General features: G+C 48.9%; 28 protein-coding genes. 19 read left to right on the top strand and 9 right to left on the bottom strand.

Translation table 11 applies throughout. The features are described from left to right. Window positions 1-154: 154 nt before the first annotated feature. From A3848_RS15695 to mnmL, 4 genes are read right to left on the bottom strand one after another with little or no spacing between them, the layout of a single operon-like run. Window positions 155-1,123: a type I phosphomannose isomerase catalytic subunit gene (locus tag A3848_RS15695; RefSeq protein ID WP_074085862.1), complete on the bottom strand. Its 969-nt coding sequence runs from the start codon at window positions 1,121-1,123 to the stop codon at window positions 155-157. Between the two features lie 45 nt (window positions 1,124-1,168). Further along, window positions 1,169-1,561: a VOC family protein gene (locus A3848_RS15690; protein ID WP_074085861.1), complete on the bottom strand. Its 393-nt coding sequence runs from the start codon at window positions 1,559-1,561 to the stop codon at window positions 1,169-1,171. Continuing rightward, window positions 1,562-2,167 carry a tRNA 5-(aminomethyl)-2-thiouridylate-methyltransferase MnmM gene (gene mnmM / locus A3848_RS15685; protein WP_074085860.1) on the bottom strand — a complete coding sequence of 202 codons (606 nt, stop codon included), beginning with the start codon at window positions 2,165-2,167 and terminating at the stop codon, window positions 1,562-1,564. It lies immediately after the preceding gene. Then, a complete protein-coding gene (gene mnmL / locus A3848_RS15680) occupies window positions 2,167-3,123 on the bottom strand; it encodes a tRNA modification radical SAM protein MnmL/YtqA (protein ID WP_074085903.1) in 957 nt (318 codons plus the stop codon). Before mnmL ends, mnmM begins: the two co-directional genes overlap by 1 nt. Window positions 3,124-3,435: 312 nt before the next feature. Between mnmL and A3848_RS15675 the strand changes: the two genes are divergently transcribed. Next, complete coding sequence (locus A3848_RS15675; RefSeq protein WP_074085859.1) at window positions 3,436-3,618, top strand: hypothetical protein; 183 nt, start codon at window positions 3,436-3,438, stop codon at window positions 3,616-3,618. 247 nt (window positions 3,619-3,865) lie between these two features. Beyond that, a complete protein-coding gene (gene trmB, locus A3848_RS15670) occupies window positions 3,866-4,582 on the top strand; it encodes a tRNA (guanosine(46)-N7)-methyltransferase TrmB (protein ID WP_074085858.1) in 717 nt (238 codons plus the stop codon). A 137-nt stretch (window positions 4,583-4,719) separates the two neighbouring features. Here the strand turns inward: trmB and A3848_RS15665 are convergent, their stop codons facing one another. Both A3848_RS15665 and A3848_RS15660 read right to left on the bottom strand, forming a co-directional pair. After that, window positions 4,720-5,835 (bottom strand): MGDG synthase family glycosyltransferase, encoded by a 1,116-nt coding sequence (locus tag A3848_RS15665; RefSeq protein WP_074085857.1) that lies wholly within the window; start codon window positions 5,833-5,835, stop codon window positions 4,720-4,722. Window positions 5,836-5,891: 56 nt separating this feature from the next. Beyond that, the gene (locus A3848_RS15660; protein WP_074085856.1) at window positions 5,892-6,419 is read right to left on the bottom strand and encodes a phosphatase PAP2 family protein; all 528 of its coding nucleotides are present in this window, start codon (window positions 6,417-6,419) and stop codon (window positions 5,892-5,894) included. Between the two features lie 406 nt (window positions 6,420-6,825). Between A3848_RS15660 and A3848_RS15655 the strand changes: the two genes are divergently transcribed. The 4 genes from A3848_RS15655 (at window position 6,826) to rplT (ending at window position 9,501) form a co-directional block, all read left to right on the top strand. After that, on the top strand, window positions 6,826-8,067 hold the full coding sequence (locus A3848_RS15655) for a glycosyltransferase family 2 protein (RefSeq protein ID WP_074085855.1): 1,242 nt from the start codon (window positions 6,826-6,828) through the stop codon (window positions 8,065-8,067). 286 nt (window positions 8,068-8,353) lie between these two features. After that, window positions 8,354-8,851 (top strand): translation initiation factor IF-3, encoded by a 498-nt coding sequence (gene infC, locus A3848_RS15650; protein ID WP_020427376.1) that lies wholly within the window; start codon window positions 8,354-8,356, stop codon window positions 8,849-8,851. Window positions 8,852-8,908: 57 nt separating this feature from the next. Then, window positions 8,909-9,109 carry a 50S ribosomal protein L35 gene (gene rpmI / locus A3848_RS15645; RefSeq protein ID WP_036696104.1) on the top strand — a complete coding sequence of 67 codons (201 nt, stop codon included), beginning with the start codon at window positions 8,909-8,911 and terminating at the stop codon, window positions 9,107-9,109. A 32-nt stretch (window positions 9,110-9,141) separates the two neighbouring features. Beyond that, window positions 9,142-9,501 (top strand): 50S ribosomal protein L20, encoded by a 360-nt coding sequence (rplT, locus tag A3848_RS15640; RefSeq protein WP_038587257.1) that lies wholly within the window; start codon window positions 9,142-9,144, stop codon window positions 9,499-9,501. A 152-nt stretch (window positions 9,502-9,653) separates the two neighbouring features. On the opposite strand, the gene A3848_RS15635 is transcribed toward rplT, so the two are convergent. Further along, on the bottom strand, window positions 9,654-10,196 hold the full coding sequence (locus tag A3848_RS15635; protein WP_074085853.1) for an acyl-CoA thioesterase: 543 nt from the start codon (window positions 10,194-10,196) through the stop codon (window positions 9,654-9,656). A 301-nt stretch (window positions 10,197-10,497) separates the two neighbouring features. Here A3848_RS15635 and A3848_RS15630 point away from each other — a divergent pair, with 301 nt between their 5' ends. From A3848_RS15630 to A3848_RS15610, 5 genes are all read left to right on the top strand, one after another. Then, a complete protein-coding gene (locus A3848_RS15630; RefSeq protein ID WP_074085852.1) occupies window positions 10,498-11,574 on the top strand; it encodes a BMP family lipoprotein in 1,077 nt (358 codons plus the stop codon). 184 nt (window positions 11,575-11,758) lie between these two features. Beyond that, the gene (locus A3848_RS15625) at window positions 11,759-13,297 is read left to right on the top strand and encodes an ABC transporter ATP-binding protein (RefSeq protein ID WP_074085851.1); all 1,539 of its coding nucleotides are present in this window, start codon (window positions 11,759-11,761) and stop codon (window positions 13,295-13,297) included. Next, window positions 13,290-14,366 carry an ABC transporter permease gene (locus A3848_RS15620; RefSeq protein ID WP_074085850.1) on the top strand — a complete coding sequence of 359 codons (1,077 nt, stop codon included), beginning with the start codon at window positions 13,290-13,292 and terminating at the stop codon, window positions 14,364-14,366. The genes A3848_RS15625 and A3848_RS15620 overlap by 8 nt, the downstream gene beginning before the upstream one ends. Beyond that, entirely contained in the window at window positions 14,367-15,317 is a 951-nt protein-coding gene (locus A3848_RS15615; protein WP_074085849.1) for an ABC transporter permease, read from the top strand. A gap of 273 nt (window positions 15,318-15,590) precedes the next feature. Next, on the top strand, window positions 15,591-15,935 hold the full coding sequence (locus A3848_RS15610) for a hypothetical protein (protein ID WP_074085848.1): 345 nt from the start codon (window positions 15,591-15,593) through the stop codon (window positions 15,933-15,935). Here the strand turns inward: A3848_RS15610 and A3848_RS15605 are convergent. Further along, window positions 15,932-16,393, bottom strand: a complete 462-nt coding sequence (locus A3848_RS15605) for a GNAT family N-acetyltransferase (protein ID WP_074085847.1) — start codon at window positions 16,391-16,393, stop codon at window positions 15,932-15,934. The genes A3848_RS15610 and A3848_RS15605 overlap by 4 nt on opposite strands. Before the next feature lie 586 nt (window positions 16,394-16,979). On the opposite strand from A3848_RS15605, the gene ilvB reads away from it, so the two are divergent. From ilvB to A3848_RS15575, 6 genes are all read left to right on the top strand, one after another. Further along, window positions 16,980-18,728, top strand: a complete 1,749-nt coding sequence (gene ilvB, locus A3848_RS15600) for a biosynthetic-type acetolactate synthase large subunit (RefSeq protein WP_074085846.1) — start codon at window positions 16,980-16,982, stop codon at window positions 18,726-18,728. Then, window positions 18,725-19,213: an acetolactate synthase small subunit gene (ilvN, locus tag A3848_RS15595; protein ID WP_074085845.1), complete on the top strand. Its 489-nt coding sequence runs from the start codon at window positions 18,725-18,727 to the stop codon at window positions 19,211-19,213. Before ilvB ends, ilvN begins: the two co-directional genes overlap by 4 nt. 182 nt (window positions 19,214-19,395) lie before the next feature. Next, a complete protein-coding gene (gene ilvC, locus A3848_RS15590; RefSeq protein ID WP_074085844.1) occupies window positions 19,396-20,388 on the top strand; it encodes a ketol-acid reductoisomerase in 993 nt (330 codons plus the stop codon). Between the two features lie 114 nt (window positions 20,389-20,502). Beyond that, window positions 20,503-22,044: a 2-isopropylmalate synthase gene (locus A3848_RS15585; RefSeq protein WP_074085843.1), complete on the top strand. Its 1,542-nt coding sequence runs from the start codon at window positions 20,503-20,505 to the stop codon at window positions 22,042-22,044. Window positions 22,045-22,057: 13 nt separating this feature from the next. Then, on the top strand, window positions 22,058-22,399 hold the full coding sequence (locus tag A3848_RS32355; protein ID WP_178382011.1) for a hypothetical protein: 342 nt from the start codon (window positions 22,058-22,060) through the stop codon (window positions 22,397-22,399). Beyond that, a complete protein-coding gene (locus A3848_RS15575; RefSeq protein WP_074085841.1) occupies window positions 22,392-23,405 on the top strand; it encodes a collagen binding domain-containing protein in 1,014 nt (337 codons plus the stop codon). The genes A3848_RS32355 and A3848_RS15575 overlap by 8 nt, the downstream gene beginning before the upstream one ends. Window positions 23,406-23,570: 165 nt before the next feature. Here A3848_RS15575 and A3848_RS33005 read toward each other — a convergent pair whose 3' ends face one another. After that, entirely contained in the window at window positions 23,571-23,750 is a 180-nt protein-coding gene (locus A3848_RS33005; protein ID WP_256702395.1) for a hypothetical protein, read from the bottom strand. Window positions 23,751-23,948: 198 nt separating this feature from the next. On the opposite strand from A3848_RS33005, the gene A3848_RS15565 reads away from it, so the two are divergent. Both A3848_RS15565 and A3848_RS15560 read left to right on the top strand, forming a co-directional pair. Continuing rightward, a complete protein-coding gene (locus A3848_RS15565; RefSeq protein ID WP_074085839.1) occupies window positions 23,949-24,491 on the top strand; it encodes an RNA polymerase sigma factor in 543 nt (180 codons plus the stop codon). Continuing rightward, complete coding sequence (locus tag A3848_RS15560) at window positions 24,488-24,943, top strand: anti-sigma factor family protein (RefSeq protein ID WP_074085838.1); 456 nt, start codon at window positions 24,488-24,490, stop codon at window positions 24,941-24,943. The genes A3848_RS15565 and A3848_RS15560 overlap by 4 nt, the downstream gene beginning before the upstream one ends. Window positions 24,944-24,957: the final 14 nt, after the last annotated feature.

Genomic DNA, 24,957 nt, shown 5'->3' with positions numbered 1-24,957 from the left:
TTGGAGATGCCACGTACAAAACTGACTTCGTAAGCATAGGTCTAAGTTTTGTGAGCAATACTTCTTGGAGATGCCACGTACAAAACTGACTTCGTAAGCATAGGCCTAAGCTTTGTGACCTTCTGCCTTAATCATATGCCGGTCCAGGCATGGCTTATGGCAGATACGAACGGAGCACGGTGGAGTGGCCTTCAATTCCGTAGGCACCCAGGGTGGACGGAAGCAGGTAGCATTCTCCGGCGGAATAAGGCTGGGAGCCGCCCTCCCAGGTCAGATGCCCGCTGCCTTCGCAGACCACGAGGATTGTGAAGCTGTCCGGAGTGGTAGAGAGGTTCCACTCTCCGTTAACGACCCCTTTTTCTACAATAAAATAAGGGGACGCGGCAATCTGCAGCCACTCTCCGGCTACAGCCCCATCGGTCTTCATGGAAGTGGCGCCAGCGCCTTCATATGCAGTCACGTTAAGCGAATCCTCAATATGAAGCTCACGCGGCTTGCCGTCCAGACCCGGACGGTCGTAGTCGTAAATCCGGTATGTAGTGTCGGAGTTCTGTTGAATTTCCGCTACAACCACACCGGCGCACAATGCGTGAACGGTTCCGGCAGGGATGTAAAAAGCGTCCCCGGCCGAGACGGTGATTTCCTGCATGCTGTCCATCACTTTGCCGCTTTCCAGCGCCTCGCGCAGACTTTCGCGGGTTACACCGTCTTTGAGGCCGTAGATGATTTTGGCGCCTGGTTTGGCATCAAGTACGTACCACATTTCTGTTTTACCCAATTCTCCCTTTGGCAATCCTTCATACTCATCCGTAGGATGTACCTGCACCGACAAATTGTCGTTGCAGTCCAGGAGCTTGATCAGGAGCGGAAAACGTCCGCCTTCCTTCGGGCTGCCCTTGCTTCCGAACCATACCTGTCCGAATTGCTCGCGAATCTGATCCAGCCCTTGACCGGCAAGCTCTCCATTTAGCACAGATGAAGTACCGTTCGGGTGGTCGGCGATCATCCAGCCTTCGCCAATATGCCCTTCAGGCAGCTCGAGACCGAATTTCTCCAGGGCCCGGCCCCCCCACACGCGTTCTTTGAACTCCGGCTGAAATTTTAAAGGATAAGGCTTAGTCATTTCTTCATCTTCCTTTCCAAGTTATAAAATAATGTCCTGCTTGGTTTACCTGGTTCGTGTGGATTCAAAAAACTCCAGCTTTTCTTCGTCTGGCCCGTCAAAAAAGAAATAGCGGCAGCCGTTCGCAAGCGTCGAAATGCCAGTCAAAGCGGGTATGCCGAGTCCGGCAATTCTCCTGTGTTCTTGCTCAATATCATCCACCGTAAAGGCGGCATGACTGACTCTACCCTCCTGGGGGAGGCCTTCAAATGCCCGTTCAATCAATTCTATCTCCACGCTGGACTGGCCAGGGAAGCTTAGAAAAGCAAGACGGATCTCGTCTCCCGGCTCTCCCAGAATGTTCTGAAGGGTCAAACCGATAACCTCCTGATAAAATTGCAGCGAACGCTCCAGGTGGTTCACTTTAATACCAATGTGCTCGATTTTGGTTACGGCCACTTACAGATCAGCTCCTTTTTTCTTCTCGACTGCCAGCGTGTAGGGGGCGGTAGCCCGCTGCAGCTGGCGGTAGACAATTGCTTGTGCCTGCTGGGACGGAAGGGCCGCCGCCCAGGCTTCCACCGCGGCGGCTTCATGTTGGCCGCCTTCATGGCCGGGGTAGAGCACGGCTGTGATGATGCCGCCCGGCCGCAGCAGTGCAAGCGCGGTATCCAGCGCGGCCAGCGTGCTCACAGGCTCGGTGATGATCGTCTTGTCGGCATCGCCCGAGGGCAGATAGCCGAGATTGAACATCACCGCAGAGACCGTTCCGCGCCAGTCCGGCGGAACGGCTTCTGCCATGGCTGCATGGCTGCGCAGCAGCAGCGTTACGGGAGACAGCGCCGCCTGCGCGTCCTCCCGGGCCAGCCGCAGGCGCTCTTCGGCCAGAGCCAGCGCGGCAGGCTGAATGTCGAAGCCGCACACCCCGCCGCGCGGACCGGCCGTTTTGGCGAGAAACAGCGTGTCAGCACCAGTGCCAACGGTAGCATCAATGGCCCGGCCGCCTGGCTGCAGGCGTTCCTCGGTTAATTTATGAGCAAAGCTAAGGACAGACATAAAGCCCATTAGCTCTTCCTCCAGTATTTACCTTGCCAGGTATCGCGTGCAATCAATTCATCATCAATGGCGTTCAGTACTTCCCATTTCTTCAGGCTCCACATCGGTCCGACCAGCAGGTCGCGCGGAGCATCTCCGGTCAGCCGGTGCACAATCATCTCCGGCGGCAGGATTTCCAGAGAATCGGCAATAAGCTTCACATACTCGTCCTGCTCCAGAAAACGCAGCAGTCCGGCTTCATATTGCTTAACCATTGGCGTCTTGCGCATCAGATGCAGCAGATGAATCTTAATGCCCTGCACATCCATGTTTGCAACTGCAGACACCGTCTCCAGCATCATCTCATGGGTTTCCTGCGGAAGACCGTGAATAATGTGGGTACAGACGCGGATCCCATGACGGCGCAGCTTCTGGACAGCTTCAGTATAACACTGGGTATCATGTGCCCGGTTAATCAGCTCCGAGGTAGAATCATGAATGGTCTGCAGGCCCATTTCGACCCAGAGATAGGTGCGCTGGTTCAACTCCGCCAGGTATTCGACCACATCATCCGGAAGGCAGTCGGGACGCGTTGCAATGGAAAGGCCGACTACGCCCGGCTGCTGCAGAATCACTTCATAATACTCTCTAAGCTCCTCTACTGGAGCATAGGTGTTCGTATAGGCCTGGAAGTAACCGATATATTGGGCATTCGGCCATTTCAAGTGCTGCCTGTCCCTTACGTTATTGAACTGGGTGACCAGATCGTCGCGGCGGCTGCCGGCGAAATCCCCGGACCCTCTCGCGCTGCAGAAGGTGCAGCCTCCTTTGGCGATGGACCCGTCGCGGTTCGGGCACGTAAACCCGGCATCGAGCATCACCTTGAATACCTTGGCGTCCAGTTGCTCGCGCATTTCATAATTCCAGGTATGGAAATGTTTATCCCCCCACAATAGTGGAGAGGAGGTTTGTAAAAGGTTAGACATGGGTACTCCTTTCTTTACAACATAAGGATTTATATATTTCAAGCCATACATCATCCTTATATTTCTAACTGAGATAACACCGTTTCAACTTAACCTTTCTATTGTATCAAAAATCAGCGGTGAACGTAACATTCAGGCCTCTGCAAATACAGCGGAAAATAGGCTGGAATAACAGCGCTTTCATCTTGATATTGCTTACATAGTATGTTATATTTAGGGTGTAAAAACACCGCTGCAGCAACCATAATCTCTATTTCTTGAATTCATAATTTCGTGTCGCAAGGTCCATAATAAAACCAAGAGGTGATCACGATGAATTCTCAAACGGTGTATGCCGAAGGAAAAGGCTCCATTGACGTGCAGCTGACTCCCGACGAAGCGCTTGCGCTTACGGGTGTTGAATTTAATGGCAATCACAAGATCAAGACCGAAGCACAACGCAAGATCCGCAGTGCCTTTGAGAAGAGATTTGATTTTCAATCTCCTCCAAGGTAGACTATTAGCTGCATGAAAACATGGACCCCAATTCCAAATATATCAAAAAGGAATTCTCTGTCCGGCCGTATCCAGGCCAGCGGAGAATTCCTTTTTGTTTGAATCGTGAGAATGTTTAAGCTTCGCGTTGTTCACTATTCTTTGGTTTCTGTCTGCTTTCTTGTTAAAATCCCTTTACTTTTGCGGGTAAGTTCGGCACAATATTGCAAGTGACAGTGTTTGTATCAGAGAAAGCGGAGGAAAACTTATGCGTTTACGCGGAAGAAAAGGAATACGTGAAAGTCTGGAAGGACAGACCGATCTGGTCATCCTGGATCCACGCAGCCTGAAGGGGCGGTGGTCTGAACTGTTCGGCAACGATCATCCTATTCATGTAGAGTTTGGCATGGGCAAGGGACAGTTCATCAGCCAGATGAGCTTCAAATATCCGGATATAAATTTTATCGGCGTTGATATGTATGATGAGCTGATCCGCCGTGCGGCTGAGAAGGCCCGTGCAGTCTGGGAACCGGCTGGGCAGGAGACGCCACCTAACCTCAGAGTGGCGCTTGCCAATATTAACTATGCAGAGGAAGTATTTGCCCCTGGAGAGCTTGAGCGCATCTATTTGAACTTTAGCGATCCGTGGCCTAAGGGCAAGCATGCGCGCCGCCGGCTGACCCATCCGCGTTTTCTCGACAAATACCGCGGTCTGCTCAGTCCGCTTGGCGAGATCCATCTGAAGACGGATTCGCGCAGCCTGTTTGAGTTCTCTCTGAATGCCTTTGCCGACTATGGTCTGCAGATGAAGAACATCTCTCTCGATCTGCATCCGGACGGAGTGATGAACGAAGAACAGGTTATGACAGAGTACGAAACCAAATTTTTTGGCCGGGGTGTCAATATTCACCGCTGTGAGGCGATTGTCGGTGCAGAAGCGCTGGAACGCTATCAAGCCTCGCGATTGGACAAATACCGCCTGTAATCGGATCTCAGTGGCGAAGAAGTTTGACTTCACAAACGGGTCTGTACACAAAAAGGCGGTCCAGTGAAGAATATCTGGACCGCCTTTTTTTGCTTCATGAACGGCATGATTGCCATAGATTCAAGTTCTTGCCCTGGCTATTCCAGCATATCAATAATGCTTTGGGCGCTTTGCATGGGATGGAAGCGGTCGATCTCCTTAAGCAGGCTTTGGCGTTCGGCTTGCACCTCGTCATAGCTGTACAGCAGCCGTTTCATCCATCCGTCTACCACCTGAAGTGAAGAAATGGGTTCGCCCAGACCAGCTGCCATGAAATAACGGCAGTTTTCTTCTTCCTGCCCGGGGAGCGGATCATAAAACAGCATAGGAATTCCCTTGGCCAGACCCTCACTGCAGGTCATTCCACCCGGCTTGGTAACCAGCAGATCAGAGATTTCCATCAACTTGTCAATTTCACGTGTAAAGGCGATCAGCGAAACGTTGGGGTGACTGTACAGTGGATTCTCCCGCATTGCATGAAGCAGCTTCTCGTTTTTACCCAGGCAAAAAATTATCTGCACCTTGTCCCGCCAGCCGGCCAAAGCTTCGTTAATGACCTCGTCGTTCATCATTCCCCAGCCGCCGCCCATAACCAGAACGGTCGGCATGTCCTGAAGAGTGAACTGCTTCAGAATATCCGCTCTGCCCGGATGCTCCCAGAAGTTCGGATGAACCGGCATACCGGTGACCTGGATTTTGGCTGCTGAGACGCTTCGGCCGCGCAGCTTGGCTTTGACCTCTGGAGTAGAGACCAGATACCGGTCAACTTCTGGACTGATCCAGGTCGCATGGGCGTCGTAATCGGTTATGACGGTGATCAGGGGTGCCTTGAAGGCCGGATCGAGCCGTTTGAGGCGGGAAACGACGGCACTGGGAATGAAATGAGTACAGACGATAATGTCGGGCCTCAGCTGCTTTACAATATTTTGTGTATGTGTATAAAATATGCGGTGCAGGGCAAGTGTGGTAAGACGATTGAATGATTTCTGGTGACGGTACACATATCCCATCAGCTTGGGTTGGGAGGTTACCGTCTTACGGTATGCTGACACAATCAGAGGCGCCATTTTGGGATTCAGAAAGCTTCCAAGCTCAAGCACCTTTGTTTGCAGATTAGGCGACAATTTACGCAGGCTGCTTGACAGCGCGTAAGCCGCTTGCGTATGCCCTGCGCCAAAACCTTCAGACAGCAATAGTACTCTCTTTTTACGCAATGTATAATCCACCTGTTTTCGTGAATGGTATTCGCCGGTTTAGATGATCTCTGACTTTAGAACCACAAGACAACTGTACCTGCAGCGACTCCGGAACCAATTACTGCACCTGCAAAAACGTCTGACGGATAGTGCAGTCCGAGATAAATTCGGGAAAATCCGACAATGCAGGCCAAAGGCAGCAGTATGACGGTCAGGGCAGGAAAGGCCATCATGTAAGGCACTGTAGAAGCGAAGATAGCAGTCGTATGGCCGGAAGGAAAAGAATGATCCTTAAGCGGATTGTGAAACGTATTGGTGCCCGGGAGCGCCAGATACGGCCGCATACGCGGATAGAGCTTCTTGGCCACAGCAACAGGCAGATGGCTGATAGCCAGGGCAGTCAGAGCCTTAAGCCCCGCGGTTCTTAAAGGCTCAGGGGACAGTGCCCAGATCAACAGATTAATGCCAATGGCGCTTGTGGCTCCACCCAGATGGGTCAGATAAAAAAGCCAGAAGTTCAGGACAGGATGATGCAATCGTCCGTTAATCCACTTGAACATGCGCTGCTCCAAGAGATGCATTTTCATAAACAGATGTCTCATATCTTGTCCCTCCGATAGTCCGGCTGATGATCATAGTCGCAGCTGCAGTAATCCGGTCTATGCCATAAAGCTGTCTTTATCATACTTTTTTAAGGTAGTCCATTTCAAGGAAAAAGCTCGGGTTCGCTCGGAAATTGCCAGTTTTGACTTCATCACCACTTACGCCTTACAATGATTCAAGCAGGCGGAACGCGTTTATAAGGTAACAGAGAAAAAGAGGAGCCGAAGACAGAGGCATCCGGGCCTTATCTTTTGACGTAATAGACATACAGGCAAGCCTGCCTTAGCAAAAAGGGAAGCCATAGGTCTTACTGTAAGGGATGCAACAAAAGGGTCAGCAAGAACGTTAGCAATGCCAGAGAGAGAAAAAAAGAACATCAAGATTGAAAAGGGGGCATCAAAGGTCATGACAGACGCACTGTTTGTTACGCTCCAAGTGATCTTGGCGGCTATCGCAGTCTATCAGTTTACGTTTTCGTTATTTGGACTGCACAAGAAAAGGAATAAGGCTCACTTCACTCCGCAAAAATCATTTGCTGTACTGGTTGCCGCACATAACGAGGAAGAAGTCGTCGGCGCGCTGATGGAGAATTTAAAACAGCTTAATTATCCCCAGGAACTGTACGATGTATTTGTCATCTGCGACAACTGTACGGATGGTACAGCAAAGATTGTAAGGGAACACGGCATGAATGCCTGCGTCCGTACCAACAACAACTTGCGGGGCAAGGGCTTTGCTATTGAATGGATGCTCAAGGAACTGTGGGCCATGCCGCGGCAATATGATGCCGTCGTTATGTTCGATGCCGATAATCTGGCTCACACAGAATTTCTGATGGAGATGAACAATGATCTCTGCTCAGGCGCACGCGTTATTCAAGGCTATATCGATACGAAGAATCCGGAGGATTCCTGGATCACTGCCGCTTACGGTGTATCCTACTGGTATATCAACCGGCTCTGGCAGCTGTCGCGTCACAATCTCAATATGGCGAACTTCCTTGGTGGAACGGGTATGTGCTTCGAGACCAATCTGCTTAAGGAAATGGGCTGGGGAGCGACAAGCCTTGTAGAGGATTTAGAATTTACTATGCGTAGTGCCTCTAAGGGCGTCTATCCAAGATTTAATTACGACGCCAAGGTTTTCGACGAGAAGCCACTGACATTCAAGGCTTCCTCAAGACAGCGGCTGCGCTGGATGCAGGGTCACTTTACGGTGGCTCGCCGTTATTTCTTTCCTTTGCTGTGGCAAAGTATTAAAGAACGGAGTCTTACGAAATTTGACCTGGCTCTATATGGTGCCAATGTCTACATCGTGCTGTTGACGTTCTTGATGACCGCGGTCATGTTTATCGACAACACCATGTTTGGAGGCCCGCATATAGCCAACATCTATGGGCAGCTGCCACTGTGGCTTAGTTACTTTGCGGTTGGCGCCAATATTCTAACCTTCCTGCTCGCGATGGCGCTGGAGAAGGTTAAGTTCAAGAAGGTATATCTGTATTTGCTGGTCTTCCCGATCTACCTGATCTCTTGGTACCCCATCACGTTCTATGCGTTCTTTACGCAGAACAACAAGCAGTGGAGCCATACCAAACATACGCGTGTCGTACGGCTTGAGGAAGTACAGAGCAAACAGGTTTCTTAACAAAGTTTTTTCTAGAAGAAAAGATATTACAGCTGTTGACACAGTGTGCATAGTGGTGTATAGTATTCAAGTATGCAAAACATAGGGATTGCAAGCAGAAGCACCGGCTTCTCACCTGACTGGCTATAAGCCAGCTGGTTTTGATCTCAATGCTTTATGGATGTTATAATTCATGAACGTTGATCAAACGGGGTGTCGGGAGTTACCGGCACCCCTTTTTTATGGAGAACCGCAGAATTGATTTCCCAAGTAGATCCGGAGGTGGAGTATTATCAGTAAGGAACATATGATCAATGATGAAATTCGGGCCAAAGAAGTTCGATTGGTTGGAGCGGAAGGCGAACAAATCGGCATCAAACCGATCCGCGAAGCGTTGCAGATGGCGATTGATCTTAATCTGGATTTAGTCAACGTAGCACCGCAGGCGAAACCGCCAGTATGCCGCATCATGGATTACGGCAAGTTCCGTTATGAAACGCAGAAGAAAGAGAAGGAAGCACGCAAGAACCAGAAGATCGTGGACATTAAGGAAGTTTGGTTCCGTGCTAACATTGAGGAACATGATTATCAGACCAAGTTCCGCAACGTTATCAAGTTTCTGGGTGAAGGCGACAAAGTGAAATGCTCCGTGCGTTTCCGCGGACGTGAGATTACACACGCCAGCATCGGTCAGAAGATTTTGGAACGTGTAAAGAGCGAAGTTGAAGATATATCTGTTGTAGAACGCCAGCCTAAGCTGGAAGGCCGCAGCATGATTATGATCTTGGCTCCCAAAGCCCAATAAATTTGGAGTCACTTGCACAGCAATTTGGCGCCGCATAATATTCAAGGAGGAAACACCATGCCTAAAATGAAAACTCACAGCAGTCTGAAAGGCCGTTTCAAGATCACCGGAACTGGCAAAGTACTGCGTTACAAAGCTCACAAGAACCACTTGCTTTCCCACAAATCCAAACGCGCAAAACGCGTATTGAACGGCAATCCGGTTATGGCCCCTGGGGACGTAAGACGCTTGAAACAAGGACTCGCTAACTTGAAATAGTTTTATCACACATTTTTGGGAGGTTTATTAATATGGCAAGAGTTAAAGGCGGATTTGTAGTTCGTCGTAGACATAAAAAAGTATTGAAGCTGGCAAAAGGTTATTTCGGTTCCAAGCACCGCATTTTCAAAACTGCTAACGAGCAGGTAATGAAATCGATGGTTTACGCATACCGTGACCGTCGTCAGACGAAACGTAACTTCCGCAGACTGTGGATCGTGCGTATCAATGCAGCAGCCCGTTTGAACGGACTGTCTTACAGCAAGCTTGTATTCGGCCTGAAATTGGCTGGAGTAGAAGTGAACCGTAAGATGCTGGCTGACCTGGCAGTAAACGACCTTAACGCATTCAACTCCCTGGCTGTAGTAGCCAAAGAGAAGATCAACGCGTAATTACTTAGAAGTAACCGAAAAGCACCGCCTGCGGGACATCCCGTGTGACGGTGCTTTTTTTTGGGCCTTGCAATGGGTTTACAGTTACTAGAAGAGAAGATCAAGACTTCAAAATGCGGGTTGGCTCAGAGATGGTTAGTCCTCCGCACTGCTCACTCCCAGTACTTGGTTGTGCTCAGCTGGGATGCCAACAGCTTGCTGCTGGTTCTTCTGATCTTGCGCAGTTCGGAACGCTGATCTGCAGAAGCGCTGATGAGCTTTTCCTCATCGGTTTCGGCAATGATTGCGGGTACCAGTGCCGGCGTGCCGTCTTCATGCACGGCCACAAAGGTAAGGAAAGATGTAGCGGCAACAGCGCGTTCGCCGGTATACAGGTTCTCTGAAATGATTTTGACGAATACCTCAATACTGGTTCTGCCTGTCCAAGAGACAAAGGACTCAAAGCATACTGAATCGGTGGGTCTTATAGGCAGGAGAAAATCTACAGAGTCTGCAGAGGCGGTAACTACATTAGTCCGGCAGTGACGCATTGCAGAGATGGATGCGACTTCATCAATCGTACTCATTAACTTGCCTCCGAACAGCGTCTTGTGATTGTTGACATCATTCGGGAATACACGGCCTGTTTTGAACACGCGGGATTCTCGGCAGTATTTGAAATCCGGTGCAGCTTGGGGTTGGTTTTGATCATCCATTTTTCAGTACTCCCTTTTTATAGAATATGTAAACATTCATGATAATAGAAAACACATATCCGTGCAATAATATTTATATGTGCTGAAGATAATCAGGCGATTCGAGTATTTCTGACATGGTTTGAGTGTTTTGTTGACACGTAATGTAACAGTAAACGGTTTCTTGTGAAAAAATGCAAATTATTATTGACCTGAGGTCATTTATAGACTGGATTTTAGGGTTTTTACCAGTTATAATTTGATCTAATGGTATGTCCAAGAACACAGAAGACATCCAATTTCTTAAGGGGGATCACACTCAATGAAAAAGGTTTACCAACTATCTCTTGTTATGTTGCTTGCGTTCACTGTCATTCTGGCAGGCTGCGGAAAGAACAATAACAACGGCAATGCAGCAAGCAACGCTGGAACAGCAACCAATGCACCAGCTGAAGCAACAGCAGCACCAACGGATGCTCCTAAAACTGACGTCAAAGTCGGTCTGGTTACTGACGTAGGTGGCGTAAACGACAAATCGTTTAACCAATCTGCTTGGGAAGCTCTGCAGGCCCTTCAAAAAGAAACCGGTATTGATATCAAATATCTGCAAAGTAAATCCAATGCAGACTACGAGCCAAACCTTAATCAATTCGTTAAAGGCGGCTACAACCTGACTTGGGGTATTGGTTTTGACCTTGGCGATGCTGTTAAGAAAGTTGCAACTGAGAATCCGAACGCTAATCTTGCGATTATCGACAGTGTGGTAGATGCTCCTAACGTAGAATCCGTTACCTTCTCCGAAAATGAAGGTTCCTTCCTGGTTGGTGTAGTTGCAGGTCTGACTACAAAAACCAACAAAGTAGGTTTCATCGGCGGTATGGAAAGCCCAGTAATCAAACGTTTTGAAGTAGGTTTCGTTGCTGGTGTAAAGGCTGTTAACCCTAATGCAACCGTAAAAGTTACTTATGCAGGTGCTTATGACAAGCCGGATGTTGGTAAATCTTTGGCAGCTACCCTGTACAATGATGGCAATGACATCATCTTCCCTGCTGCCGGCGCAACTGGCAACGGCGTATTCAACGAAGCTAAATCCCGTAACAAAGCAGGCGGTGCTAAAGTATGGGTAATCGGCGTAGACAAAGACCAATCCCTGGAATTTGGTGATGATGTAACTCTGACTTCCATGATCAAACGTGTTGACGAAGCGGTTAAGAAAGTTTCCCAGCAGGTTGTTGACGGAACATTCAAAGGCGGCAGTACAACTGTACTGGGTCTGAAAGACAACGGTGTAGGCCTTCCTGAAACTTCCAAGGCTAACGTATCGGCTGAAATTCTTGCCAAAGTTGATGAATACAGCAAAAAAATCATTGATGGAACAATCAAAGTTCCTACCGAGTAAGACTGACTTGATGTTTCTTGCCTTACAATAATGAACAAGGAACAAGGCCGGTTATTGAGCTGGCCTTGTTCCTTGTTAGTGGAATGTAACATGCAATAACTTAGACAGAGCTGTACCGTCCTTCATAGGACGGTACAGCCGTGTCTACAAGGAAATATATATATTCTGTGATGAGGGTGATTCCATGAGTGCTGCGGCTCCTGTCGTAGAGTTGAAGCAAATCACAAAACGCTTTCCCGGTATCGTTGCGAACGACTCCATCAGTCTTACGCTCGAAAAAGGAGAAATTCATGCACTGCTAGGTGAAAACGGAGCAGGCAAATCCACCTTGATGAACATTGTCTTCGGATTGTATCAACCCGATGAAGGCAGCATCGAAATCGACGGGAATCCGGTTATTATCGATAACCCCAATAAAGCGATTGAGCTTGGCATTGGAATGGTTCACCAGCATTTCAAGCTTGTAGAGCCTTTTACGGTAACTGAGAACATTGTTCTTGGTATGGAACCGAAAAAAGGTCTTAAAATCGACTATAAATCCGCTGCGGAGCAGGTTCGCAAGCTATCGGAGCAGTACGGTCTTCAAGTCAATCCCAATGCCAAGATTTACGACATTTCGGTTGGTATGCAGCAAAGGGTAGAAATTATGAAGACCCTGTACCGTGGTGCGGATATACTTATATTCGACGAGCCTACCGCTGTGCTTACGCCACAGGAAATTACCGAACTGATGGCGATTATGAAGCGGCTCGTTGCAGAAGGCAAATCCATCATTTTGATTACGCATAAGCTTAAGGAAATCATGCAAATTTCCGACCGGGTTACTATCATCCGCCGGGGGAAAGTTATTGATACTGTGAAGACTGCTGAGACGAATCCGAATGAGCTGGCTGAAAAAATGGTAGGACGCGGTGTAACCTTCAAGGTAGACAAGCAGCCTCCGCATATTGGCGGAAGTGTACTCAAGCTGACGAATGTCAGCAGTAAGAGTAAAGATGGCGTATCGGTACTGGACGGTCTCAATTTTGAAGTGAAGGCTGGCGAAATCCTCGGTATTGCAGGAGTGGACGGCAACGGACAAAGTGAGCTGATCCAGGCAATAACCGGCCTGCGTAAGATTGATTCCGGTTCTATTACCGTATCCGGCAAGGAGATTGCCAATCTGAGTCCACGCAAAATTTCTGAAATGAATGTCTCCCATATTCCGGAGGACCGTCATAAGCATGGGTTAGTGCTGGACTTTACAGTTAGCGAAAATATGGTGCTGGAGACATACTATAAGAGCCCGTATAATCAGAATGGATTCCTGAACAAAGAAGTCATCGATAAGCATGCCGAGGATCTGGTCAAGCAGTTTGATGTACGAACCCCCTCTATTGAGAACAAAGCACGCTCTTTGTCAGGCGGTAATCAACAGAAAGCGATTATTGCGCGGGAAATAGATAAAAATCCGACACTGCTGATTGCGGCCCAGCCTACCCGCGGCCTCGATGTCGGTGCGATCGAATTTGTGCAGAAGCAACTGATTGCTCAGCGCGACCAAGGGAAAGCGGTATTGCTGATCTCTTTTGAACTCGATGAAATTATGAATGTGTCCGACAGAATTGCCGTTATCTATGAAGGCCAGATTGTCGGTGAAGTATTCCCGCAGGATACCAATGATCAGGAACTGGGTCTGATGATGGCGGGAAGCTTGAAGCGGGGAGGCCATACGGATGTATAGACTCAAAAAAATATTTGCGACAGACAGCTACATTGTTCCTTTAGTCGCAATCGTGATGGGCTTCCTGGTTGGGGCTGTAGTTATGCTGATCGGCGGATACGATCCTATAGCCGCATACTCAGCGCTGTTCAAACGTGTATTTGGCAGTCCTTATGACTTTGGTGAGGCCATCCGCGAAATGACACCACTGATGTTCACAGGACTTGCAGTAGCCTTCGCCTTCCGTTCGGGGATGTTCAATATCGGTGCGGACGGACAAGTGCTTATTGGAATGACAGCAGCTTCTGTTGTTGGCATTAAGCTAGCCGGAGCCTTGCCGAATTTCTTGCTGGTTCCGCTAGCAGTTATCATTGCTGGAGTCTGTGGCGGCCTTTGGGCAGGCATTGCTGGATATCTCAAGGCAAAACGCGGAATCAACGAAGTTATTACAACAATTATGCTGAACTGGATTGCACTGTTCCTGTCCAACTATATTGTCAGAACATTCTTGCTGCTTCAGGGGCAAAACCGTTCTGAGGATATTCCGGCCTCGCTGTCCATGACATTTCTAAACTCAATGTTTGATAATGCACGGATTCACTGGGGGACTGCAATCGCACTTGCTGCAGCAGTGTTCTTCTATGTCTATCTGTGGAAAACCAAACAGGGTTACGAAATGCGCGCCGTCGGCTTGAATCCGCATGCTGCAGAATACGCAGGTATGAATGTTGGCCGCAATGTCATCAAGGCCATGTTCATCAGCGGTGTTTTTGCCGGTCTGGCAGGTGCTGGAGAAGTGCTTGGTGTATTCCATTATCAATCTGTATTTGCGGCTTCTCCAGGTTATGGTTTTGACGGTATTGCCGTTGCGCTGCTTGGTCTGACCCATCCACTCGGAGTGATTTTGGCTGCTATTCTCTACGGTAGTTTGACTTATGGATCTGCAGGTATGAGCTTTGGAGCGGATGTTCCTCCTGAACTCATCCGAATCGTAATCGGTTCAATTATTTTCTTCATTGCGGCACAAGGAATTGTGCGCTGGGTGCTTAAACCGTTCTACTTCAAGCGCAAGAAAGAGAAGGTGTTATAGATGGAAGTATTAGGCCAATTGCTCAATACAACGCTTGTTTTTTCCACAGCGCTGATTTTTGCCGCCCTCGGTGGCATCTTCTCTGAACGCTCCGGTGTCGTGAACATTGGACTTGAAGGCTTGATGATGTTTGGTGCCTTTGCTGCAGCTGTAGGCGGCTATTATGCACAAGATGCAGGTATGGGTGAATGGGCTCCATGGGTCGGTATAATCTGTGCTATGGTGGTCGGGGTGCTTGGTTCACTTATTCATGCGGTAGCATCGATTACGTTCAAGGCAGATCAGACGATCAGTGGTACAGTCATTAACTTTCTGGCTGCCGGGAGTACGCTTTATGTAGTTAAACTGATTTTTGAAGGAGCTGGCGAAACACCGTTGCTGGACGGATTTAGTAAAGTGCCTATCCCTGGGCTCTCCAAAATTCCGGTTATTGGTGAAGGGATTTTTAATTCCTATCCGACGACTTATCTTGCGATAATCCTGGTTATTGTCATTTATTTTGTGCTCTTCAAGACTCCATTTGGCCTCCGCCTCCGTGCAGTCGGTGAACACCCAAGTGCGGCGGATACGCTTGGTGTCAACGTAAACCGTATGAGATATATCGGCGTAATGCTGAGCGGGCTCTTGGCTGGTATTGGCGGAGCCACCATCACACTTACGACAACAGGCACCTTTGCGCACAACACGGTTTCCGGTCAGGGCTTTATCGCCATTGCGGCGATGATTTTTGGGAAATGGAATCCGCTTGGCGCGTTCGGCGCTGCAGTATTCTTCGGGTTCTCTCAAGCAATCCGCAACTATGTGCAATTGTTCGAGTGGTCTAAGGACATCCCGCAGGAATTTATCTTCATGATTCCTTATGTGTTAACGATTATTGTTCTAGTCAGTGCTGTTGGCCGTTCTTCGGCTCCGAAGGCATTGGGTGAACCTTACGACCCTAGCAAACGTTAATCTTGATGCAGTGTTTGCTGCATTGATCAAAAAACGCATTTCCGGTATGATCCGGGAATGCGTTTTTTTTGTTGAAATTCCACGAAAAGCCGGCAGGGACAGGTGTACAGGCGAAGCACGCTAGACTCGAATAGACTGTTGTGAAGAAAACAAGTTTTGTTCGAAGCCAATCAGGAAGCCTATGCTTACAAAACTTGAGTTTATGCTTTCGAAGTTAGTTTGTACAAAGTGAACTCTGAAAGCCTATGCTTACAAACTTTTAGGAGGGATAATATGGCACAGCCGGTTACAAAGAGACAGGTGATGAAGCTGGTAGGCAAAAATATTGTCGCAGTGAAAAAGGATGGCACGAAAGTAACGGGCAAGCTGCTCCGAGTTTCAGGCAGTCGTCTGGTACTACAACGGATCACCGGTAAAAAAGTGCAAACCAAGGCCTTGATTCCACTGGTGCTGTTTGATTTGCTGGCCATCGGTACAGCTCCCTACGCATATGGCGGAGGTTATGGTTATGGTGGTGGAGTTCCCGGACCTTACGGCGGACCTGGAGCCGGACCTTATGGCGGATACGGACCTGGCTACGGACCTGGTTACGGCGTCCCGCCGATTGGTTTCTTTTAAGCTCTGATCCTGCCAGCTAAAGGTTTTTCGAACTCGTAGCAGAAGTTTTGCGGCTGATAACGGGCTACGCTGTAGCCCAATTTTTGATAAAAGGAAATGCCCGGCACATTGCCGATGTCCACAGAAACTTTGGCCCTCTGGCACCCGCGTGATAGTGCAAACCGTTCTGCTCTATCCATGAGCATATTCCCCCAACGTTTGCGTCTCGCGGCAGGGGCTATAGCCAGCATGTCGATATAGAGCAAGTCTCCATGCAGCATGAAATGAACGAAGCCCAGCGGATTACTTTCGTAATCTGGACAAGCGACAAGGGTAACCCCTTGACCCAGACGCCGGGGCAGATCTTTTCGGACCTGGTTGATTACCGTCTGCGGAAGATGCGATAATGGAACCAGCTGTTTCTCAATCAAGTCAAGAATGACAGTATCATCCTGCTTGGGTCTGCGGTAACGAATCATAAAGCGCCCCCTTCACGCATTGTCGTACATCATATGCCCAGAGGGGTGTGGGCGTTCCGGCAAGAATAGAACAACGATTTATGACGATTGCAGAAAAGATGGGTATTGACTAACCGTGTGAGGAATCATATAATGTGTCTAAACATTTAACGAACATACATGCATCGGCAATGATGAGGACGAAGTTTTAAGGGCTCTTTTGCTCAGAGAGTGAGAGGAATTGCTGCAACCTCCACCAGAATCCCTTATATACGAGCTCACCTCGGAGCTGTTTCCCTGAAAGGTCTATCGGCAAGAGTGGTGGAATTATTAGGGGGAATCGTTTGGTCCGCGTTAGGGACTTCAGGTTACAGAGATTTGGGCCCTGCCTACATCGATGGATTTTTGTATCCTGATAAGGTGTTGCATCGTGAGATGCAATGCAAACATGGGTGGTACCACGGAAGATCAACCTTTCGTCCCTCACGCGCTGTCTTCTGCGCGTGGGTGGCGAAAGGTTTTTTTGTTGCCAGGAACATTATCGGCCGTATATAGGACGTTCTGTCATTTGCATAATGAATGTTAACTATCGAAGGGAGGAATACTGATGAGCGCGCAAATACCGGAAGTACAGTCTATAGAGCAGTTACGTGAGAAATGGAAAAATCCCGAGGTGATTACGGGTTCCGAGGTGCTGCTGCGCAGTCTTGTATTGGAAGGGGTAGATACCGTATTCGGATATCCGGGCGGTGCCGTATTGTACATCTACGATGCTCTTCATGGCTTCACCGATTTCAACCATATCCTGACACGGCATGAGCAAGGCGCGATTCACGCGGCTGACGGCTATGCCAGAGCCAGCGGTAAGGCGGGTGTGTGCATAGCAACCTCGGGACCAGGAGCAACCAATCTGGTAACAGGTATTGCCACCGCATTTATGGACTCCGTTCCACTGGTAGTAATCACAGGTAATGTCTTTTCCAGCCTGATTGGAACGGACGCTTTTCAGGAAGCCGATATTACAGGCATAACCATGCCGATTACAAAACACAGCTATTTGGTACGTGATGTTGAGGATCTTCCGCGTATCATTCATGAAGCATTCCATATCGCAAACACCGGCCGCAAAGGTCCGGTACTGATTGATATTCCGAAGGATGTGTCGGCTGCCAAAACTCTGTTTGCTCCGGCCAAACAGCAGGGCGTCAATCTTCGCGGCTACAATCCGCGCACGGTTCCGAACAAGCTTCAATTGGATAAGCTGGTCCGCGCAATTTCATCTGCAGAACGTCCAATCATCATTGCCGGCGGCGGTGTCATATACTCCGGGGCTCATGAGGCCATGTACGAATTCGTAAAGCGGACTGAAATTCCAATCACCACAACATTGCTGGGTCTGGGCTGTTACCCGAGTGCAGAAGAGCTGTGGATGGGAATGCCGGGTATGCATGGTACTTACACGGCTAACAATGCCATTCAGCAATGCGATCTGCTGATTAATATCGGTGCCCGGTTCGATGACCGTGTGACCGGCAAGCTGGACGGTTTCGCACCAAAAGCGAAAATTGTTCATATCGACATTGATCCGGCTGAAATCGGTAAAAATGTATCGCCAGATATTCCGATTGTTGGTGATGTGAAAACGGTACTGGAAATGCTGATTCCTGAAGTAAGCCGTGCCGCCAATGCCGATGCCTGGAGAACGCAGATTGCCCAGTGGAAGCTGGATTATCCGCTCCGCTACAACGATTCCGATACTGAGCTCAAACCTCAGTGGGTCATCGAGATGATCAATGACACCACTAAAGGTGAAGCCATCGTAACTACAGACGTAGGTCAGCATCAGATGTGGGCAGCTCAGTATTACAAGTTCAATCATCCGCGTTCATGGATCACTTCCGGTGGACTTGGAACGATGGGATTCGGATTTCCGTCGGCTATCGGAGCACAAATGGCATATCCGGAACGGCTGGTAGTCTCCATTAACGGAGACGGCGGCATGCAAATGTGTTCACAGGAGCTTGCGATCTGTGCGATCAATAAGATTCCGGTTAAAATTGTAGTGATCAACAACCAGGTTCTGGGGATGGTCCGCCAGTGGCAGAACCTCATCTATGAGAAGCGGTACAGCTATACCGACCTTGCAGGCAGCCCGGATTTTGTAAAACTGGCTGAAGCATACGGGGTAAAAGGATTACGGGCAACAAACAAGGAAGAAGCAGCCACTGCGTGGAAAGAAGCACTCGAAACGCCGGGACCCGTTCTGGTAGAATTCGTTGTTCCCAAAGACGAGAATGTCTACCCGATGGTAACTCAAGGGTCAACCATCGATCAAATGCTGATGGGGGATGAATGACAGTGATGAAACATACGATTGCTGTGCTTGTGAATGACCAGCCGGGTGTGCTGCAGCGGGTGTCAGGCCTGTTCGGCCGCCGTGGCTTCAATATTGAGAGCATCACCGTCGGGCAATCCGAAGAAGTAGGCCTGTCCCGGATGGTGATTGTAACACTGGGTGACCAGCACACTTTGGAGCAGATCGAGAAGCAGCTCTACAAGCTAATTGATGTAATCAAGGTAGTGGATCTGGGCTCTAAACCAATGGTAGCCCGCGAGCTCGCGTTGATCAAAGTCAAAGCGGAACCGGCTGAACGTCCGGAAATCATGGGTGTTGTTGAGACTTTCCGCGCTTCTGTGGTGGATATTGGTACAACCAGCCTGCTCGTACAGGTAGTTGGAGATACCCAGAAGATTGATGCAATGATTGAGCTGCTCAAGCCTTATGGCATCAAAGAGCTGTCCCGCACAGGAGTTACGGCAATGATTCGGGGCAATGCCTGATCGTTATATTTTACAGCTTTAACGGATTACTGCTTGTTTGCATTAATTTGATAAGATAAGGGCAAGGCAATTCCCGCGAAAGAGCGGGGGCTTGAAGAGCAGCCTATCCAACCCTAAGGAATGAAGGCTCTTGAAGCACCCGCTCTTTACGATGGGTCCCAAATTAAAGGAGGATATTGACAATGGCAGTGACAACGTACTATGAACAGGATGCAGAACTTAGTGTACTAAAAGGGAAGACAATTGCAGTAATCGGGTACGGCAGCCAAGGGCATGCCCAGGCACAGAACCTGCGTGACAGTGGTCTTCAGGTTGTCATCGGCCTGCGCGAAGGCAAATCGTTCGAAACCGCCAAAAATGACGGCTTTGAAGTATTGCCGGTAGCTGAAGCAGTATCCCGTGCAGATGTTGTACAAATTCTTATGCCGGATGAAACACAGGCATCCGTATATAAAAATGAAATCGAACCAAACCTCAAAAACGGTGCGGCTCTGATGTTCTCCCACGGCTTCAACGTGCATTTTGGCCAAATTGTAGCTCCTAAGGATGCGGATGTCCTGCTGGTGGCTCCAAAATCCCCGGGTCACATGGTTCGCCGTACTTATGTTGAAGGCTTCGGCGTTCCCGGCCTGATTGCAATTGAACAGGATGCAACCGGCAATGCTCAGGCTATCGGCTTGGCTTATGCCAAAGGCATCGGCTGTACACGTGCAGGGGTTATCGAAACTTCGTTCCGTGAAGAAACCGAAACCGACTTGTTCGGCGAGCAGGCCGTTCTGTGCGGTGGCGTATCCGCGTTGATCAAAGCAGGGTTCGAGACACTTACCGAAGCAGGCTATGCTCCTGAAATGGCGTACTTCGAATGTCTGCATGAAATGAAGCTGATCGTTGACCTTGTGTATGAAGGCGGACTTGCAACCATGCGCGATTCCATCAGTAACACTGCTGAGTACGGTGATTATGTAACAGGTCCTCGCATCATTACAGATGAAACCAAAAAAGCGATGAAAGAAGTGCTCAGCGATATCCAACAGGGTAAATTCGCCCGTGACTTTATTCTTGAAAATCAATCCGGCCGTGCCTTCCTGACAGCCACCCGCCGCAACGAAGCTGCTCATCCGGTAGAAGTAGTTGGTAGCCAGCTGCGTGAAATGATGCACTGGATTAAGAAATAGTCTCATATACTTCAAACGAAGAACGTAATATAGTGTGATTCTCAGATGCGGCCGTGTTTTTTGCGGGCCGCATTTGAGGGTTTAAGCACAATCTTTTTCAGGAGGTGCTCAGCTTTGCGGAAAATATATGTGTTCGATACGACGTTGCGTGACGGAGAGCAGTCCCCGGGCGTCAATCTCAATACACGTGAAAAGGTAGAGATTGCGTACCAGCTGGAGAAGCTGGGGATTGACCGGATGGAGGCAGGATTTCCTGCAGCGTCACCCGGAGACCTGGCCGCGGTAAACGCAGTAGCGCGAGCCGTGAAGAATGTAACTTTGATTGGCCTCTCCCGTTCCAGAGAGAGCGATATTGATGCAGTTAAAGAAGCGCTTCAGGGAGCGCAGGACCCCTGCATTCATCTTTTCTTGGCGACGTCACCGATTCACCGGCAGCATAAGCTCCGAATGGAAAAGGCACAGGTTCTGGAGACTGCACAGGCTGCCATCCGTTATGCCAAGAAATATTTCTCCAAGCTGGAATTCTCACTGGAGGATGCCGGCCGCACTGAACGTGACTTCATGGCTGAAATGGTGGCGATGGCGATTCGTGAAGGTGCGAATGTGGTCAATATTCCCGATACTGTCGGTTATCTGAACCCCTCGGAATATGGTGCAATCTTCAAGTTTCTTAAGGACACCGTACCGGATATTGAAAAAGTTCAGCTTAGCGCCCATTGTCATAATGATTTGGGAATGGCTACAGCGAATACGCTGGCTGCGATTCAGAACGGTGCCGATCAGATCGAAGGTACCATCAACGGCATTGGCGAACGCGCCGGGAATACAGCTATTGAAGAGGTAGCGCTGGCGCTGGAGACACGCAGTGAGTTTTTCGATGCCAAGACATCGCTTGTACTTTCTGAGATCGCCCGTACCAGCCGTCTGGTCAGCAAGCTGACAGGCATGGTTGTTCCAGGCAACAAGGCGATTGTCGGTGCTAATGCCTTCGCCCATGAATCCGGGATTCACCAGGACGGCATGCTGAAGGAGAAAACCACTTACGAAATCATGACACCTGAAACCATCGGGCTCAAAGAGAGCAAGCTGGTGCTGGGCAAACATTCCGGCCGCCATGCATTCCGCGAAAAGCTCAGTGATCTGGGCTATGAGCTCTTGGAGGAAGAACTGAATACTGCGTTTGCCAAATTTAAGGATCTGGCAGATAAGAAGAAGGAAGTATCCGATGAGGACATTCTGGCGCTGCTGGAAGAAAAGCTGACCGATACTCCGGAAGTTTTTAGTCTGCAGACGATTTATGTCACTTATGGCAATGAGGCCACTCCTGAAGCCAAGGTAATCATTAACGGGCCAGACCCGCAACCGATTGTTGCGGTTGCTGAAGGCAACGGGTCAGTAGATGCGATCTATAATGCCATTGATCAGGCGACAGGGGAGGAAGTTACGCTTGGTGACTACTCCATTAAGGCCGTAAGCCGGGGCAAGGACGCGCAGGGTGAGGTGCATGTGGTATTGTCACAGGGAGAGGTTGCCGCACAGGGCCGAGGACTCAGCACAGATATTCTGGAGGCGAGCGCCCGTGCGTATCTGGATGCGCTCAACAAGCTGCTGGAGAAACGTAAGACGTATACACAGCGTGATCATGCGCAGTTGTAACCCATAAGATTTTTTGTATAGTGTAATTATTGAAGCCATTCCTTCAGTGGAGTCCCCTCTGCTGACCGGATGGCTTTTTTTGTGCTGCAGTATTCGAATGATGTTACAGATAGCTCAGTTGCCCATGAGTATGCTGGAAAGTATCAGTGTTTTATCAGTGACTTTAGTTACTATATATAATGTTATCTGTGATATTAACTCTGAATTTATTGTCGTTTTTGTGAAAAAAAAATCGAAAATAGAAGAAAAATATCCGCTTGTACATAGGCTGTTCAGAAATTGTTCATGCGTGAAGATTACAGTTAAGGCTGATATCTTACTCGGGGAGAAAAAGGAGACAACTGGTAATGATTAAAAAAAGAATGGCAGTCATACTTAGTTTACTTATTATTTTCATACAAGGGGCTTACAGCTTTGGCTTCAACACACAGGCCAACGCAGCGGAAATAACCGGCAATATCATCACCAGTGTAACTATGGACGTATATGACAACGGGGTTCCCGTAACAGACGTTGTCTATAAGCAAGGGGCTGAAGTGAAGCTTACCTATACTTGGGAGCTTCCGGATTCAACGTATAAAGGCGGTGATACATACAGCTTCGAGTTGCCTGACAAGTTTGTGCTAGCAAGTGATATTAGCGGAACTCCTCTGATGTTTGACGGCGTTCCACTAGGTCATTTTGATGTCCTGAAGGGCAGCCCGAACAAAGTGGTTATGACCTTTAACGATGACATTAAAAGTTATTTCGGTGTACACGGTTCCTTTACCATTAGCACCAAATTCGATAAAACTAAATTTACGGAAACGACTGTCCAGCAGATCGTGTTCCCGATCAACGGAGGCAATCAGACGGTGACGCTTACGTTCATTCCTGATGTCACCTCTCCCATTGCCAAGAGCGGAGTTCCAACCGGCTCCAACAAGGATAACATAAACGCCAAGCAGATTATTTGGACTGTAGACGTGAACAAAGTATTGTCGAGTGTCCAAGGAGCAACGGTTACCGATACGATTCCTGCCGGCCTGGCGCTGGTGGATCCGCTGGACGTCAAGGTGTTTAACCTTAATGTGAAGCTGGATGGTTCCGTTACACAGGGAGCGGAGCTCGATGCTTCGCGTTATGCTGTAACGACACCTTCCGGCAAGTTGAATGTTGCTTTTAATGATTCAACGATCACGGGGGCATACCGTATTCAATATACTACGGACATAACGGATGCTGCCAAGACGAGCTTTACCAATACTGCAGTCTTCAGCGGTTCAAACCAGGCGGGGGCTACAGCATCAGCGACAGTGAGCGTATCGCAGGGTACCTTTTTAAAGAAATCGTCCACCGATAATATCCGGCAACACAGGTAACGTCCTGGGAGATTGATTACAACTATAATGAGCTTCAGCTTGCCCAGGCAGATGCTGTACTGAAGGATTATTTTAACAACACGCAAGAGCTCTTGCCTGGTTCACTGCAAGTCTTCCCGGTTAATTTCCTGACCAGCTCAAGCGGCACCGCAGGAACTACTGAGGCTACCAATTATACAGTGAGTGCACCTTCGGTCCCAGCATGTCCACTACTCCCGGAGCCGCGGATTGAATGTGGAGGCTTTGCAGCTTCAATTGGATATTGCTCTCGCGAAGCTGTGACAGATCCAACAGATCGTTGAGCAGCAGGGACATGCGGCGGCCGACGGTGATCAGAAGTTTCAAATCCTCGGCATTCTGCTTATGCAGAGTGCTTTTATCGCTGGATAATCAGGGGTATCCCTTCAAAAATGGAGTATTCTTGTTGTAGGATATAGAATAGAGGATTTGAAATTACCGGGATTAAAAAAATATGAAATAAGTTGCAGGGGAAGTCATAGGCCCGGCGTCTAATATTATGAAGCTGAAGGAGGGGAGAACTACTTGGAAGAGGCAGAGTGGATATCAGCCGTGCTAAACGGGCAGCATCAGGCTTTTGAGCATTTGGTGTCGCGCTATCAAGGCATGGTGTATCGGGTATGTATCAAGATTACAGGAGAAGCCGAGTCGGCCAAGGATATGGCCCAGGAAGTCTTTATCAAAGCCTACAAGGCGCTCCCTTCCTTCAGAGGGCAATCCTCATTCTCCACATGGCTGTACCGGATTGCTTACCGGACCTGCCTGGACTGGAAACGGGCCAATGACAGGGAATGGAAGCACCGCAGTACGGCGGATTATACAGAGAATGATTGGGTGACATCGCAGACGCCTGAGCATGTGCTGCTCCGTAAGGAAGCTTCGGAGGAGCTGGGCGAGAATCTGAACCATCTCACAGAACCGTACCGGTCGGTCGTGCAGATGTATTATTTTCAGCGACACTCTTATCAGGAGATTGCCGAGCAGAAAGGCGTTTCGGTAAAAACAGTAGAGTCACAGCTGTACAGGGCCAGACAGATGATGCGTAAAAACGGGGAGGAATGGCGATGAATTGTGCAACAGTCAAAGAATGGATGCCGCATTATATCGAAGGCTTGCTGTCTCCGGAAGCGGAGCTGAGAATCCGTCTGCACATCGAGTCTTGTCCCGATTGCGCACAGTGGCTGGAGGAAGCAAGAGAAATGTCTGCGCTATGGAATGAAATGGAGAATGGACAAGAGTCCTTGGATACACTTGATTTTCCGGATATTACTGCCGATGTTATGGGGCAAATTGAACAACTGGAATCGGGTCGCCGGGAAAGGGCAGTCAGAGCAACTATGGCAAGACGCCGCACAGCTCCCAGAACCTCTTGGGTACATTATGGGGTCGCGGTTGGTTTGACTTTTCTGCTGCTGCAGCTTGGGGTGTTCAAAGATATGGCCTACGGTATTACTGAGATTAATGGACATATGTCCACATCGGTCAGCGCCTGGCTTAACTCTGATGGTACAAATAAATAAATCAATATATCAGC

The organism is Paenibacillus sp. P32E (assembly GCF_001909085.1).
GTDB lineage: Bacteria > Bacillota > Bacilli > Paenibacillales > Paenibacillaceae > Paenibacillus_AQ > Paenibacillus_AQ helianthi.
Note: the sequence above shows the minus strand (reverse complement) of the source record. Positions and strands in the feature narration are given on the sequence as shown.

What these genes read in the sequence shown, in the direction of transcription:
- A3848_RS15695 (WP_074085862.1), bottom strand. Translation starts at nt 1,123, where the DNA reads ATGACTAAGCCTTATCCTTTAAAATTTCAGCCGGAGTTCAAAGAACGC.
- mnmM (WP_074085860.1), bottom strand. Translation starts at nt 2,167, where the DNA reads ATGGGCTTTATGTCTGTCCTTAGCTTTGCTCATAAATTAACCGAGGAA.
- mnmL (WP_074085903.1), bottom strand. Translation starts at nt 3,123, where the DNA reads ATGTCTAACCTTTTACAAACCTCCTCTCCACTATTGTGGGGGGATAAA.
- A3848_RS15675 (WP_074085859.1), top strand. Translation starts at nt 3,436, where the DNA reads ATGAATTCTCAAACGGTGTATGCCGAAGGAAAAGGCTCCATTGACGTG.
- trmB (WP_074085858.1), top strand. Translation starts at nt 3,866, where the DNA reads ATGCGTTTACGCGGAAGAAAAGGAATACGTGAAAGTCTGGAAGGACAG.
- A3848_RS15660 (WP_074085856.1), bottom strand. Translation starts at nt 6,419, where the DNA reads ATGAGACATCTGTTTATGAAAATGCATCTCTTGGAGCAGCGCATGTTC.
- A3848_RS15655 (WP_074085855.1), top strand. Translation starts at nt 6,826, where the DNA reads ATGACAGACGCACTGTTTGTTACGCTCCAAGTGATCTTGGCGGCTATC.
- infC (WP_020427376.1), top strand. Translation starts at nt 8,354, where the DNA reads ATGATCAATGATGAAATTCGGGCCAAAGAAGTTCGATTGGTTGGAGCG.
- rpmI (WP_036696104.1), top strand. Translation starts at nt 8,909, where the DNA reads ATGCCTAAAATGAAAACTCACAGCAGTCTGAAAGGCCGTTTCAAGATC.
- rplT (WP_038587257.1), top strand. Translation starts at nt 9,142, where the DNA reads ATGGCAAGAGTTAAAGGCGGATTTGTAGTTCGTCGTAGACATAAAAAA.
- A3848_RS15635 (WP_074085853.1), bottom strand. Translation starts at nt 10,196, where the DNA reads ATGGATGATCAAAACCAACCCCAAGCTGCACCGGATTTCAAATACTGC.
- A3848_RS15630 (WP_074085852.1), top strand. Translation starts at nt 10,498, where the DNA reads ATGAAAAAGGTTTACCAACTATCTCTTGTTATGTTGCTTGCGTTCACT.
- A3848_RS15625 (WP_074085851.1), top strand. Translation starts at nt 11,759, where the DNA reads ATGAGTGCTGCGGCTCCTGTCGTAGAGTTGAAGCAAATCACAAAACGC.
- A3848_RS15620 (WP_074085850.1), top strand. Translation starts at nt 13,290, where the DNA reads ATGTATAGACTCAAAAAAATATTTGCGACAGACAGCTACATTGTTCCT.
- A3848_RS15615 (WP_074085849.1), top strand. Translation starts at nt 14,367, where the DNA reads ATGGAAGTATTAGGCCAATTGCTCAATACAACGCTTGTTTTTTCCACA.
- A3848_RS15610 (WP_074085848.1), top strand. Translation starts at nt 15,591, where the DNA reads ATGGCACAGCCGGTTACAAAGAGACAGGTGATGAAGCTGGTAGGCAAA.
- A3848_RS15605 (WP_074085847.1), bottom strand. Translation starts at nt 16,393, where the DNA reads ATGATTCGTTACCGCAGACCCAAGCAGGATGATACTGTCATTCTTGAC.
- ilvB (WP_074085846.1), top strand. Translation starts at nt 16,980, where the DNA reads ATGAGCGCGCAAATACCGGAAGTACAGTCTATAGAGCAGTTACGTGAG.
- ilvN (WP_074085845.1), top strand. Translation starts at nt 18,725, where the DNA reads ATGACAGTGATGAAACATACGATTGCTGTGCTTGTGAATGACCAGCCG.
- ilvC (WP_074085844.1), top strand. Translation starts at nt 19,396, where the DNA reads ATGGCAGTGACAACGTACTATGAACAGGATGCAGAACTTAGTGTACTA.
- A3848_RS15575 (WP_074085841.1), top strand. Translation starts at nt 22,392, where the DNA reads ATGATTAAAAAAAGAATGGCAGTCATACTTAGTTTACTTATTATTTTC.
- A3848_RS15560 (WP_074085838.1), top strand. Translation starts at nt 24,488, where the DNA reads ATGAATTGTGCAACAGTCAAAGAATGGATGCCGCATTATATCGAAGGC.